Annotated in this window: 14 protein-coding genes; 7 read left to right on the forward strand and 7 right to left on the reverse strand. The window is 42.8% G+C overall.

Going from position 1 to position 13,504, the window contains the following annotated elements; translation table 11 throughout:
• Positions 1 to 69: 69 nt before the first annotated feature.
• A complete protein-coding gene (sppA, locus tag BUC07_RS15195) occupies positions 70 to 1,842 on the reverse strand; it encodes a signal peptide peptidase SppA (protein WP_073171326.1) in 1,773 nt (590 codons plus the stop codon).
• A gap of 84 nt (positions 1,843 to 1,926) precedes the next feature.
• Between sppA and folK the strand changes: the two genes are divergently transcribed.
• The 4 genes from folK to BUC07_RS15215 all read left to right on the forward strand — a co-directional run bounded on the left by folK (position 1,927) and on the right by BUC07_RS15215 (position 7,649).
• Positions 1,927 to 2,415 (forward strand): 2-amino-4-hydroxy-6-hydroxymethyldihydropteridine diphosphokinase, encoded by a 489-nt coding sequence (gene folK, locus BUC07_RS15200; RefSeq protein ID WP_073171329.1) that lies wholly within the window; start codon positions 1,927 to 1,929, stop codon positions 2,413 to 2,415.
• Positions 2,412 to 3,749 (forward strand): SpoIID/LytB domain-containing protein, encoded by a 1,338-nt coding sequence (locus BUC07_RS15205; RefSeq protein ID WP_073171331.1) that lies wholly within the window; start codon positions 2,412 to 2,414, stop codon positions 3,747 to 3,749. The genes folK and BUC07_RS15205 overlap by 4 nt, the downstream gene beginning before the upstream one ends.
• Before the next feature lie 130 nt (positions 3,750 to 3,879).
• Entirely contained in the window at positions 3,880 to 6,357 is a 2,478-nt protein-coding gene (locus tag BUC07_RS15210) for a bifunctional glycoside hydrolase family 9 protein/polysaccharide deacetylase (RefSeq protein ID WP_073171334.1), read from the forward strand.
• Between the two features lie 2 nt (positions 6,358 to 6,359).
• On the forward strand, positions 6,360 to 7,649 hold the full coding sequence (locus BUC07_RS15215) for an AmpG family muropeptide MFS transporter (RefSeq protein ID WP_073171337.1): 1,290 nt from the start codon (positions 6,360 to 6,362) through the stop codon (positions 7,647 to 7,649).
• Positions 7,650 to 7,664: 15 nt separating this feature from the next.
• On the opposite strand, the gene BUC07_RS15220 is transcribed toward BUC07_RS15215, so the two are convergent.
• From BUC07_RS15220 to BUC07_RS15245, 6 genes are all read right to left on the reverse strand, one after another.
• Positions 7,665 to 8,309, reverse strand: a complete 645-nt coding sequence (locus BUC07_RS15220; protein WP_073171341.1) for a hypothetical protein — start codon at positions 8,307 to 8,309, stop codon at positions 7,665 to 7,667.
• Positions 8,310 to 8,372: 63 nt separating this feature from the next.
• Entirely contained in the window at positions 8,373 to 8,771 is a 399-nt protein-coding gene (locus BUC07_RS15225; RefSeq protein ID WP_073171344.1) for a DUF2752 domain-containing protein, read from the reverse strand.
• Between the two features lie 3 nt (positions 8,772 to 8,774).
• Positions 8,775 to 9,092: a CD225/dispanin family protein gene (locus BUC07_RS15230; protein ID WP_073171347.1), complete on the reverse strand. Its 318-nt coding sequence runs from the start codon at positions 9,090 to 9,092 to the stop codon at positions 8,775 to 8,777.
• 122 nt (positions 9,093 to 9,214) lie between these two features.
• A complete protein-coding gene (gene def / locus BUC07_RS15235; protein ID WP_073171350.1) occupies positions 9,215 to 9,727 on the reverse strand; it encodes a peptide deformylase in 513 nt (170 codons plus the stop codon).
• Between the two features lie 50 nt (positions 9,728 to 9,777).
• Positions 9,778 to 10,224: a methyltransferase family protein gene (locus BUC07_RS15240; protein ID WP_073171353.1), complete on the reverse strand. Its 447-nt coding sequence runs from the start codon at positions 10,222 to 10,224 to the stop codon at positions 9,778 to 9,780.
• A gap of 13 nt (positions 10,225 to 10,237) precedes the next feature.
• The gene (locus BUC07_RS15245; protein ID WP_073171356.1) at positions 10,238 to 11,260 is read right to left on the reverse strand and encodes a putative manganese transporter; all 1,023 of its coding nucleotides are present in this window, start codon (positions 11,258 to 11,260) and stop codon (positions 10,238 to 10,240) included.
• A gap of 87 nt (positions 11,261 to 11,347) precedes the next feature.
• Between BUC07_RS15245 and BUC07_RS15250 the strand changes: the two genes are divergently transcribed.
• The 3 genes from BUC07_RS15250 to BUC07_RS15260 are packed head-to-tail and all read left to right on the forward strand — an operon-like array spanning position 11,348 to position 13,272.
• On the forward strand, positions 11,348 to 11,731 hold the full coding sequence (locus BUC07_RS15250; protein ID WP_073171358.1) for a VOC family protein: 384 nt from the start codon (positions 11,348 to 11,350) through the stop codon (positions 11,729 to 11,731).
• A complete protein-coding gene (locus BUC07_RS15255; protein WP_073171361.1) occupies positions 11,728 to 12,339 on the forward strand; it encodes a DUF169 domain-containing protein in 612 nt (203 codons plus the stop codon). The genes BUC07_RS15250 and BUC07_RS15255 overlap by 4 nt, the downstream gene beginning before the upstream one ends.
• A gap of 48 nt (positions 12,340 to 12,387) precedes the next feature.
• Positions 12,388 to 13,272, forward strand: coding sequence for a metal ABC transporter solute-binding protein, Zn/Mn family (locus BUC07_RS15260; RefSeq protein WP_083578288.1), 885 nt, complete (start codon positions 12,388 to 12,390; stop codon positions 13,270 to 13,272).
• The last annotated feature ends 232 nt before the right edge of the window (positions 13,273 to 13,504 follow it).

Consider the following 13,504-nt stretch of genomic DNA (forward strand, 5'->3'; position numbering starts at 1 on the left):
ATTCACACTAATTTTTCGTGCTCATCCGTGCCATTCGTGGCTGCCCTTCACAAAAGTATTCTGCTGAGTTTAATTCACATTCAAATCATACGGCAGGCGGGCATATATTCCGTTCATTTGCGAAGCTTTTTCCAGGAATTCAAGATACCGGTATTTTTCACCCAGTTTGTTTTTCATGTACCTGGTTCTGATATTGTCCGAGCCTGCTTTAAGCATTTGCTGGAAAGGATCGAGCTGTTCCGGAAGCGCCACTGTGCGGTAATTTTCCAGGCCGGCAATTTCTGCAGCTATTTCAATAGCATCCTGCAATCCGCCAAACTCGTCAATCAATCCTATTTCTTTGGCATTTTGGCCACTCCACACACGGCCTTGCCCAATTTCATCAACTTGTTCTTTTGTCATTCCGCGACCTTCGGCAACATGCGAAATAAAAATGTCGTATCCATCTTCAATGTTCTGCTGCATCATTTGTCGCTCATATTCTGTCATGGGACGGGTCAGCGAAAGGAAGTTGGAGTTCTCATTTGTCTCAACCACATCGGTAGAAATGCCGATTTTTTCGTTCAGTAGTTCACTGAATTCAGGAATCATTCCGAAAATGCCGATAGAACCGGTTATTGTGTTCGGATGAGCCACAATCTGGTCGGCAGGGCAGGAAATATAGTATCCTCCCGATGCAGCCACATCGCCAAACGATACCACCATTGCTTTTTCTTCGGCGGCCAGTTTTACTTCGCGCCAAATCACTTCCGAATCAAAAACACTGCCACCGGGTGAGTTAACTCTTAACACAATTGCTTTGTAACTACTGTCCTGTCGGGCCTTGCGAATTTCGCGGCCAATTTTCTCGCCAATTATTACTTCGCCGCCCATCGAGGTCCCAATATCGCCGCTGGCGTAAATTACAGCCATTTTGTTGCGGCTGTATGGTTTGCTTTTCCCAGAAACCTCGACACTGGCATATTTCCCGGCTTCAACAACTGGAACACCCTTGCCGGCTTTAATCCCGGTTATTTCCCGGAGGTCGTCGAGTACTTCATCTTTGTATTTGGCAGCATCCACCAACCCGGTTTCAACAATGTCATCTCCCTTTTTCAGGGTTTGAACTTCGTCGGCCAATGCATTTAGTTCTTCAACCGAAATATTTCTTTTTTCCGAAATTCCCTTCAGCATGTGATTCCACAAGCTGCCCATGTAGGTGAGTTGCTGTTCGCGGTTTTCTTCGCTCATTTTTTCGAGCATGAACGGTTCAACAGCTGCTTTAAATTTACCATGACGAATGATTTGCATGTCAACGCCTACTTTTTCGAGCATGTTGGTGAAAAACATCATCTCCCCGCCGAGCCCTCTGAAATCAAGAGTTCCCATTGGGTGGACAACTATATTGTCGGCAGCGGTCGATAAATAGTAAGCTTTTTGATCATACGTATTTCCATAAGCATAAATCGGCTTGTCGCAACTGTCTTTAAAAGCAATTAGCATGTTTCTGATTTCTTCAACCGAGCCCATGCCGCCGTTAGTCATCGATAATTTCAGGTAAACACCTTTTATCCGGTCGTCATAAACAGCTTTTTCAAGCGATTGCTGAATTTGGTCCAGGCCAATTCGTTTAATTTGGGTGAATCCCGGGATTTCCAGATCTTCAAACGGGTCATTGGGCGCCCTGTCCACAATTTGGCGTTCTAAATTAATAACGAGCATGGAGTTATCTTGAACCGAAACCTGTTTTTCAGTCGATGAAACTAATATGCCAATGGCCATAAAAAACAGAAAAAAGCCAATGGCAGAAACTGCAATAATACCAACCACTGTGGCCAGTACGTACTTGAAAAATTCTTTCATTTTAATTGTATTTATGTTTTTGCTTACTTTATCTTTACAAGATGGGTAGTAAAGTAATTTAAATTATTACAAATTTACAGTTTAATGCATCAAGTTTTTTTAGGAATAGGCGGTAATATTGGGAATAAACCCGAAAATTTCAGTAAAGTTCACCACCTGATTGAAAATGAGCTGGGAACTATTAACCAAAAATCTTCGGTTTATGAAACGCCGCCTTGGGGGTTTAGTGCAAAAGAAAATTTTTGGAACCAGGTGGTGCAAATTAAAACCAAATTGGAACCCCGTGAAATGCTTGCAGAAATACATAAAATTGAAAATCTTTTTAATCGGGTGCGCCATTCCGGGAGGTACACTTCACGCGAAATGGATATCGATATTTTGTTTTACGACACCAATTGCACTGAATCCCATGAGCTAATAATTCCTCATCCAAAGCTTCATCAGCGCTTGTTTGTCCTTGTCCCTCTCGTCGAAATTGCACCGGAACTGAAACACCCTTTGTTGCAAAAAACCAGCCGGCAATTGCTCGAAAGTTGTGGGGATAAATCGGAAATTAAAAAGATTGAACTATGAATAATCAACCTGAAATTGAAGTGGGAATCATCGCAAAGTTTGAACTCAAGTTCGAAATTAGTTGTGATTTTTATTCAGAACACAAGGAAAAATTTCCGGCGGGTGAATACACTGCGCTTATAAAGAATAATCAAATTATAATTCGAACGCGGTCCAATGAAATAAATTTTGGAAATTTTCTGACGCTTTCACCCGAAAAGAAAGCATCATTTTTTGAATTGAAAAACGTCATCATTGGCGTTGATTTTCACTGGGAGCAAAAAGAAAATCAACGATTCAGCGGCATTTTAAAACTTATTCCCGAGGGTGAAAATGTACGCGCCATCAATGTGATTGATCTGGAAGATTACCTGAAAAGCGTGATTTCTTCGGAAATGAGCTCCACCAGCTCGCCGGAACTGCTGAAAGCCCACGCCGTGATTTCGCGAAGCTGGCTGCTGGCGCAGATTGAAAAAACAAAATCGCTCAAATCAGGAGGTGGCCTTTACCAGACCTCCCATGAAACACACGACGAAATCATCCGCTGGTACGACCGCGAAGATCACACCACTTTCGATGTGTGCGCCGACGACCACTGTCAGCGCTATCAGGGAATCACCAAAATTCATTCTGAAAAAGCATTGCAGACTGTGGAAGAAACCCGCGGCGAAGTACTCATGTTTGAAAATAAAATCTGTGATGCGCGGTTTTCCAAGTGTTGTGGTGGTGTTTCCGAAAACTTTGAAAATGTGTGGGAGCCGGTAAGGCACCGATATCTCACCAAGGTGGTGGATTCGGAGTTTGGTGATACCACCTGCGTGGATCTTCGTCAGGAAGATGAAGCTGACTTGTGGATTCGTAACAAACCGCACGCGTTTTGCAATACCACTGACCAAAAAATCCTGAGTCAGGTACTGCCTGATTTCGACCAGAAAACCACCGATTTTTACCGCTGGAAAGTAGAGTATTCGCAAAAGGAATTGTCGGAATTGATTAAAGAACGTTCGGGGATAGAATTTGGCAAAATCGTAAAACTGGAACCGCTAAAACGTGGCCACTCCTCGCGGCTGATCAAACTAAAAATTCACGGTACTAAGAAAACGCTTACTGTGGGCAAAGAGCTGGAAATACGCAAGTGGCTATCCAAATCGCATCTTTACAGCTCTGCTTTTGTAGTCGATCACCTGGATGAGAAAAACGGCATTCCCCAAAAGTTTGTTCTCACCGGTGCCGGCTGGGGCCATGGCGTTGGTCTTTGTCAGATTGGTGCTGCCGTGATGGGCGAAAAAGGATATTCGTATAAGGAAATTTTAGCACACTATTTTAGGGATGCGGTTTTGAATAAAAGCTATTAACCATGAAAATTTGGAATTGGATTCAATTTCGTTCAGTTAACGCTGTCAAGTCTAAAGACGTTGACAGGTTGCAGACTTGTCAGCGTGCGAAGCTCCTGACAACGTCAAAGAAATTCTAAACTGAAAACCAATGAAGCTAAAATTTTACCTGCTTTTTTTACTTCTTTTTCTGTTTTTTTCAAACAGTTTTGTGAATGCTGTTGAAGTTATCCGCATCAACCAGTTGGGTTACCAGCCGCAGTCCATAAAAGTAGCCGTATTTCTATCTACTGATGAAATCAGTCCTAAAAATTTCACCCTACAAGATGCTATTACAGACAAGGTGGTTTTTAAAGGAAAAACCGAATCAAAACCCGCGGCAGAGTGGGGCATGACAACCGCCTACCGGCTTAATTTTTCTGAATTTCAAACTGAAGGTGGCTACTACCTGAAACTGGGTGAAACCCGTTCGCCCAACTTCAGAATTAACGCAGATGTTTATGACGGAACAGCCGATTTCCTGCTCAATTACCTCCGGCAACAGCGGTGCGGCTATAATCCGTTTCTTAAAGATTCTTGCCATCTGCACGACGGCATCATTGTCGATCATCCCACGCGATCGGGTGAGTTTATCGACGTAACCGGCGGCTGGCACGATGCCACCGATTACCTGCAATATTCCACTACCTCCATCAATACCATTTTTCAGATGATGTTTGCATACAAGAAATATCCTGAAATCTGGGGCGATTTTTACGATGCCGGCGGAGATGAAGGCGCCAACGGAATTCCGGATATTCTGGATGAAATAAAGTGGGGTTTGCAATGGATGCTGAAAATGAACCCCGCGCCCGGAGAAATGTACAACCAGATTGCCGACGACCGCGACCACATCGGGTTTCGGCTGCCCACCAACGACCCGGCAGATTACGGTTTGGGCGACAGTTTCCGGCCGGTTTATTTCGTAACCGGAAAACCACAGGGACTGGCCGAATTTAAAAACACCAGCACGGGCGTTTCGTCCATCGCTGGAAAATTTGCATCGGGATTTGCACTGGCTGCCCAGCTTTTCAGTGAATCGGATCCGGAAATGGCGAAACAGATGAAACAAAAAGCGCTTGATGCCTTTGAGTTCGCGCTTTCCGACACGGGATACACCCAAACCGCCTGTAATGTTTCACCTTATTATTACGAGGAAAAAAATTATGCCGATGACTTGCAACTGGCAGCGACTCAACTTTTTCAACTCACAAATCAAAATAGGTATTTGCAGAAAGCCGGATACTGGGGGCACCGGGAACCCGTAAGCCCGTGGATAAAAAACGACACGGCCGGACACTACGAATCATACCCGTTTGTGAACCTCGGCCACTATTTTATGATGCAGAACAACGGAGAAGAATTTACCGGTTTTTACGAAAAAGGACTGCAACTGTTGCACGACCGTGGAGAAAACGATCCATTTTTTTACGGTTTGCCGTTTTTGTGGTGTTCCAACAATCTGGTGGCTGCGGCCATCACTCAGGCCAGACTTTACCGCGAAGAGACCGGCAAAATTATCTTCGCCGAAATGGAAGCCGCCCTGCGCGACTGGCTGTTTGGGTGCAATCCATGGGGAACAGCGATGATTTGTGGACTCCCCGGCGTAGAAGATTCACCCATGTTGCCGCATTCATCGTACACCGTTTTGCTGGGCGGGACTACACCGGGCGGGCTTGTTGACGGGCCGATTGACGCTGCGCGCCACAAAAACCAGATTGGAATTGCGTTGCAAAATCCCGATGAATACGCGGCTTTCAATAACGGAAAAGCCATTTACCATGACGATATCGGCGATTACGCCACCAACGAGCCAACTATGGACGGAACTGCCAGCCTCAGTTTTTATCTCGCTTCGCTGGAAAATGACGGGCGAAAAATGGCTCAGCAAAATGAAAAAATAAAAGACGAACAGGGTGCTGTTATCCAGTTCAATTCCGATGAAAAAACTATTTATCTCGCTTTTACGGCGGATGACAAGTTTGAAGGCGGCGAACATGTTTTGCAGGTCCTGGAAAAACAGAAGATCAAAGGTTCGTTCTTTTTTACCGGAAACTTTTTGCGAAACCCAGATTTCAAAAATATCACCAAAAGAATTGTGGAACAAGGGCATTATGTTGGGGCTCATTCCAACAACCATCTGCTTTACTGCGACTGGGAAAAACGTGATTCCACGTTGATTTCTTTCGCTGAATTTGAAACCGACTTGAAAAATAATTTTCGGGAACTGGAAAAAATCGGAATAAAACCCGGTGAAGCACGCTGGTTTATGCCTCCTTACGAATGGTACAACCGGCAAATTGTGGACTGGAGCCGCCAACTGGGACTTGAAGTGATCAACTTTACACCCGGCACCGGAACCAACGCCGATTACACCACACCGGAAATGGAGAACTATAAATCATCGGTAAAAATATATGCCAATCTGCTGCAGTTTGAGCAACAGCAACCCAACGGACTGAGAGGCGCCATTTTGCTCATTCATCCCGGAACAGCGCCCGAACGCACCGATAAATTCTATAGAATTCTGGAAGATGTCATTCGGCATTTTTCTTCCAAAGGCTATCAATTCAAATCGTTAAAACCATAATTATGTCGAAAGCAGCAACCCGAAATCCGTGGGCATGGATTCCCACACTCTATTTTGCCGAAGGGCTTCCCTACGTTTTTGTAATGACCGTTTCGGTGATCATGTACAAACGGCTCGATATTTCGAATACCGACATTGCGCTTTACACGAGCTGGCTGTACCTGCCATGGGTGATTAAACCGTTGTGGAGCCCCATTGTGGATATCCTGAAAACCAAACGGTACTGGATTGTAGTGATGCAACTGGTTGTTGGTGCGGCACTGGCCGGGATTGCGTTTACGCTGCCGGCAAGTAATTTTTTTCAATACACCATTGCCTTTTTCTGGCTGATGGCGTTTAGCTCGGCTACACACGATATTGCTGCCGACGGGTTTTACATGCTGGGCCTCTCGAAACACGACCAGGCATTTTTTGTGGGAATCCGCAATACGTTTTACCGTTTTGCCATGCTGGCCGGGCAGGGACCGCTGGTAATACTGGCCGGCGAAATGGAAAAAATAGCAGGCGACGATAACCAGTGGGCATGGAGCATCACCTTTTTTATTTTCGCCGCCCTGTTTCTGGCTTTTTTCATCTGGCACCTGTTTATTCTTCCCCGCCCGGTTGACGATGTAAAACGCGAATCGAAATCGCTGAAGCAGGTCATGGCCGATTTCGTGGAAACGTTTGTTACCTTTTTCAAAAAAGATGGAATCGTGTTGTCGCTGGTGTTTATTCTGATTTTCAGGCTGGGCGAGGCGCAACTGGTGAAGCTGGCCACCCCGTTTTTGCTCGACGATCCGGAAGTGGGCGGTCTGGGACTTTCAACCAGCAATATCGGGTTTGTTTATGGTACAGCCGGGATGATTGCGCTGACTTTGGGTGGTATTATCGGCGGAATACTGGTATCGCGCAATGGATTGAAACACTGGATGCTCCCCATGGTTTTGGCCATGAATCTGCCCAATCTGATGTTTGTTCTGCTCGCCTATGTGCAACCCGAAAGTCTTTGGATTATTACCGGTTCGGTCATTATCGAGCAGTTTGGTTACGGTTTTGGGTTCACCGCATTTATGCTTTACATGATTTACGTTGCCGACGGCGAGCATAAAACCGCCCACTACGCGCTTTGTACCGGTTTTATGGCGCTGGGAATGATGCTTCCGGGAATGATCAGCGGCTGGATTCAGGAAATGATTGGCTATCAGTATTTTTTCATTTGGGTGATGCTGTGCACTATTCCGGGGTTTATCATTGTAAATTACCTTCGGTACGATCCCAAATTCGGGATGAAAAACGGGAAAGAGCAATAGTGTTATGTAACTGATTTATGAGTTGTGTTGCGATTTTTCAAATTCCAGAATAATTTTAAACAGTTCGGCAAATTTTTTACGATCGCGTGAAGTGAAACGAGTTGTTACACCTTCATCTTCAATATAAAAACGAAATTTTACTTGTTCGGACTGGCTCAATTGTTTCCACATATCGCGGGGAATTTCAATGGTGTGTTTCATTATCTGTAAGGGGTGGTCTGTTGTAGTGGTTTTTGTTGAGGTTGATGTTTTTTCATTGTCGTTATCTTTCTTCTTTTGTGCCAAAGTGGTTGTGGAAACTGAGCGGTTCACAAAATGTCGGACTGCATATTCACGGGATATAAATTGAAATTTTTCTCCATCGGCTTCAATAAAAATCAGAGAGTCGAGCTCTTCCGGCCTTGCCTTTGTTTTCAGTATGAGTCCAGCAGTTACTTTTCCCTGCTGACCATCAGGTTTAAGATAAAGTGTTTTCAGATTTACAATATAATCTACTTCCCGCAGTCCGCCGCGTTTTTCGTCAGAATATCCTTCCAATTCCTGAATGAGCCGGATACTTTTTTCGTTTTTGAAATCGTCATCGACGGTTATAATTTGATTGATATTTGAACAGGCTGATAAGAGTACGATTACAGCAAATAGGTATAAAAAATATTTCATGGCTTTTATTTTTGAAAGTCTTTCAAAATTTATACCACAACTTGCACTTTTTTAGTGAATATGTTACCCCGGCGCCAGCACCGAAAACGGATAAACCGACAGGTTTCGCAACAACCAAAAAAGCAGGATAATTCCGAAAATCACCCAGGGCGTGTTTTTCATGTAAAAGAAATTGGGAAGTCGCCAGTTGAATTTTTTGTTTAAAAAGGGGTGAATGAAGTGGTAAATAATGGCGAGCACGGCTGGTAGAAAAAGAAAATTATTGCCCACAACTCCTGCAATATTCAGGTGCAACAAACTGTGAATGGCCCGTTGCGAGCCACATCCCGGGCAGTAATACCCAGTTAGTGAATGAAAAATGCAGCGGGGGAAAAGTTGGTTTTTCGATGGATCGAGCAGAAAAAAAAGGACTGCCAGTGCGAGAATAACAACCAGCAGTCCTGCCTGAAAAAATCGTTTCATTGGCTAAACGTTGAACGACGCCAAAGCATCCAGGCCTAATCCGGCAATTCCAATTACAAGTGTTAGGATAGCCCAGATTATTGCGCCAGCGAGAGCAACTCCAAAAGAAACCCAGGCCCATATTTTTGCGTTCTTGCTCGACTGTTTGGCACCTTCGTAATCGCCTGCTGTCCATTTTGAATTTACCTGTGCGGCATAAACAATGGAAACAATTCCAAACGGAAGACAACATAAAATAGTGGTGAGAATTGCCCAAACCAGATAATTGGGTGGAGGAATTTGTTGGGCCGATTGCGGTTGTTTTTCAAGTTGTTCGTTCATAACTGAGTAATTTTTTTTTTATTGGTTTAAATGTTTTGACTTTGAGGACAAATTTAACTTATGATCTTTTAAAATAAAATCAATTTTGAAATTAAATTAGAAAAACTCCAAAATATGGAGTACTATTTATGTTTCGTAATTTGTTTGAGTTTACCTCTGATTAGTTTTCGTCTGAGAGCATTGAGCCTGTCCACAAAAAGAATTCCCTGCAAGTGATCGTACTCATGCTGGAAAATGCGGGCTTCCAACCCTGTCAGTGTTTCCCCCTTCCAATCGAAATTCAGGTCGCGATAACGCACCTCTATTTTCTCGGGACGATTCACCTCTTCAAATATTCCGGGAATGCTCAGGCATCCTTCGCTGTACCATGTTGTGTTGTCGTCGTGGTTCAGGATTACCGGGTTCAAAAAAACTTTCTCAATGGGTTCAATTCCGCCACCTTCCAAAGGAGTGGTATCCACCACAAAAAGGCTTTTTTGCAAGTCAACCTGTGGCCCGGCCAACCCAATTCCATCTGCGTTTTTTAACGTTTCCTTCATGTTCTCAGCCATTTGAACAAAGTCATCACCGGCGTCCAGCTCAAATGTTTTTTTTCTTAAAATTGAAGATCCATATATAACGATTGGCATTTTCATTTCTACTAATTTAATTTTTTAAATAAACACATATTTCAAACTATTCAAATTTACAACCACCTGCGAACTTTTCGTTTGTATTTCAAAAAGTTTTCTCCAAACTGCTCTGTCATAAACAGTTCTTCTTTACGGATATAAAAACCTTCCATAACAAACACAAACAATAATGAAGAAGAAAGTAAAAGAACAGATTTCAATAAAATTGCAGTGCCTGTAAGAATGAGCAGCATGCCGAGGTACATGGGATTCCGGCTGATGCAGAACGGACCTTTTGTAATAAAACAGGATGGTTTCAGATACGGCTTTACCGTTGTTTCGTGTTTTTTAAAAAGATTGTCCGTCCAAAGATTGAACACTATTCCCAAAACTAAAGGAATCCACCCAAATTGATTGTAAGGAAAGGGAATTACTTTTTTCTCCCCAATAAGAAAATTCAAAAGAATGGTGAGAGCGAGAAAACACAAAAACCAAGTTGTAGGCATTATTTTTCTTTCCATTGCATTAAAAAATTTAGATATTAAAAACAAGTAGTAAATAACCCACCAGCAGACCCACCAGCAAATTAATCACTTTTACTTTCACAAAATCTTTTCTCGATTCAGCCAGCAGCGGAAGCATTCCGTGCCCGTCCTGCACAATTGAGTTGGCAAGCAGTATGCTGAAAGGCAACAGGTTTTGCGAGAATAGTGTAACGAGAAACAGATGAGGCCCCGATTCAGGGATAATTCCCATAAGAACTGCAATAAGCAATACTACTGTCTGGTTGTTTTCCATCAGGTTGGTAAGTGCCAGATTCGATTCAACAAAGTGCAACACCAGAAAAGCGCCCCATGTCCAGAGGAAAATACGCAGCAAATGTTTTTTCAGAATATGGTTGTATAAATGTTCTTTCAAAAAATGGTTGGGAACCGTTATGAATACAAAAAGCAAGAACAATGCTCCGAGGAGAAACGTAAATTTTTTCCAGTTCCATTCATGGGGACCAAGGATTCCAATAACAATCATTAGTGTAAAAAGAAATGTGGAAATTATGAGCAAAGAGCGTTCAAAAGTAATTCTTTTTAGCTGGGGAAAAACGATTGTTTTGTCGAAGCAACGGCAAATATCTTCCTCGTGCACTTCGAAGCCATGAATTTCATCCGCTGGTTTTTTGTGTTCAAAAAGATGTACCACCCAACCCGCAACTATGGCAATGGCAAGCATAATTCCGTTTAACAACAATGCTCTGCCCGGGAAAAGGGAAAGCATTACGAACGCTTCGTCGCCCGAGGTGGCAATCATTACGGCTACAAGTCCCGCCAATCCCATCATTCGGTGCGTGTAAAGACTAACTACGGTGAACGCGCCCATACATCCCGGTGTAATGCCGAGAAGGGCAGCAATAATGATTTGCAGGAAGGGTGATTTTTGTAATTTTTCTGCCCAAAGATTCCGGCTTTGTACATTAATGTATTCAATAACCACCATCATAAATAACACGAAAGCGGTTATCATCATTGTTTGTTTCAATGTTGAAATGAATACTTCAGTCATGGTACGCAATTTTTATTTAAACCAATTCCAAATAATTTGCAAAATAAACAAAAGTTTATATAATTTTGCGAATTAAACGTTGAAAAAATGAAATTAAATCATGTGGCTTTATCGGTAAATGATTCGGAGGAAATCGAAAATTTTTACGAAGATATTTTGGAATTCAGTTTGAAAAGAAAGTTTTTGATGGATGCCGGTATTTCATTGAAATTTTTTGGAAAAGAGAAAAAAATTGATGTTTATTTTATGGAGAAGGATGATGTGGGGTTGGAAATATTTCTTTACCCGGAGAAGGGGAGAAAGACCTTCCCTCATCTTTGCTTGGAGTATCATAACAGCAATACTGTTTTTTATAAGGCCAGAAAACTGGGCTGCAAAACCGAAATAAAAATAAATCCGGGGCGAAGTGATACTTATTTTATTTGGGATAGAAGCGGGAATATGTTTGAACTGAAAGAATTGCAAAAATGATTGGTGAATTAAAAAATATTTTTGGTTCCAAATGCACGGGAATCAATATAAACGGGGAGCCTTCCGAATCAATTGACATTTCTACAAAGCGGCTTAAATTATGCGAAGCGGTGAACCTTTCGTTCGATGCTCCGATCAGGGTAACCGGCGAAAATCTGGTTTGCCCGGGTGCCCGGCGAAGTGTTGGTTTTGACAAAGACGACACATTGCTCGCACAGACTATTTCAGAAAATAATGGAATTCCTGTTCAGTTTATTCTGAATGCATTAAAAGAAATTCCAAAACTTGATGGAATTACCCACATAAACCTGGGGCTGACGGAAGATATGGAACCCTGGCTAAAACCCGATTTGTACATCATTTATCTCAAACCGGCAGTGGTTACTGCAATTATGCACAATCTGGCCAAAATGGGGGTCAAACCTTCCATATTGCCTTACTCGCTTTTATCGGTTTGTGGAAATGTATTTTCAACCTGCTACAAAAATGTAGTTCCGACCTTGTCATTCGGATGTCCCGAGTCGCGAAGACACGGAGGGATCGGTAACGATGAAGTGGTGCTGGGCCTTCCGAGTCAGCATGCCCGGTACTTTCTAAGGGATTTATAAAGTTGTAAAATAAAACGTACATTCGGCAAACTAATCTTATATTCGGGAATGATGTCAAATGCAACAAAAACACTTGTAATTTTTTTAACTGCAATGCTTTTGGCGTGTGGTTCACAGAAGAATAAAAATGAAGCGGAAGAAAAACCTGTGGTAACAGTTAGCATTTTGCCCGTAAAAACTTTTGTGGAAGAAATTGCCGGGAACGATTTTGAAATTAACGTTTTGCTGCCTCCGGGTGCTAGTCCTGCCGATTTTACTTTAATTCCTTCGCAACTGAAAGATATCGCCCGTTCAGAAGTCTGGTTCCGTATTGGATACATTGGCTTCGAATTTTCCTGGAAAGAAAAAATTGAACAGGCCAACCGGAACATGAAAGTTGTGAATCTTTCGGAAGGGCTGGATTTAATTACGGATGAATATCTTCCGTCGGGTAAAAAAAGTTCCACCGGAGGAATCAATCCACACACCTGGCTTTCCCCAACACTGGTGAACCAAATGGCCGGCCACATTACTGAGGAACTTGTTTTGTTGAATCCCGAAAAGAAAGAAGAATATCAGGAAAATTTAAGCCGGTTTGTGCAAAAAGTTGAAGCGCTGGATGCGGAACTCAGGGACAAATTGGCGAATTTTGAAGGTCGGCAGATTATCCTGTTTCATCCCAGTCTTTCCTACTTCGCGCGCGAATACGGGCTGATTCAGTACTCGCTGGAACCCGGTGGTAAAGAACCCACGCCGCAACGGATGGCAGCACTTGTGGATTTCGCCAAAAAAGAGGACATCGGAGTAATCTACATTCAAAGCGATTTGGACAGGAGCCAGGCCCGCGTGTTTGCAGAGGAAATCGACGGGGAAATCGAGGAAATGTGGCCGCTGAATCCGAAATGGTTTGACAATTTGAGGGAGATTACCGGGTTGTTGATTAAGCATTTTTAGAACGAGTTTCAAGGCAATCATGAAATGTTGTTTCGAGTACTCACCCGGTTTTATTTGCATAATGAGACGATGACAATAAATTTCCAAAATTCAAATCATAAATCCCAAATAAATTCCAATTTTTAAATACTTCAAATTCTAACCTACCTTATACACAATCATGCAACGTTGTTTAATTGTGCGAGTTGATTCTCAAGAAATTTAATACGCTTTTCTTTAAATGCTGCTTGGT

The organism is Tangfeifania diversioriginum, assembly GCF_900141875.1.
Taxonomy (GTDB): domain Bacteria; phylum Bacteroidota; class Bacteroidia; order Bacteroidales; family Prolixibacteraceae; genus Tangfeifania; species Tangfeifania diversioriginum.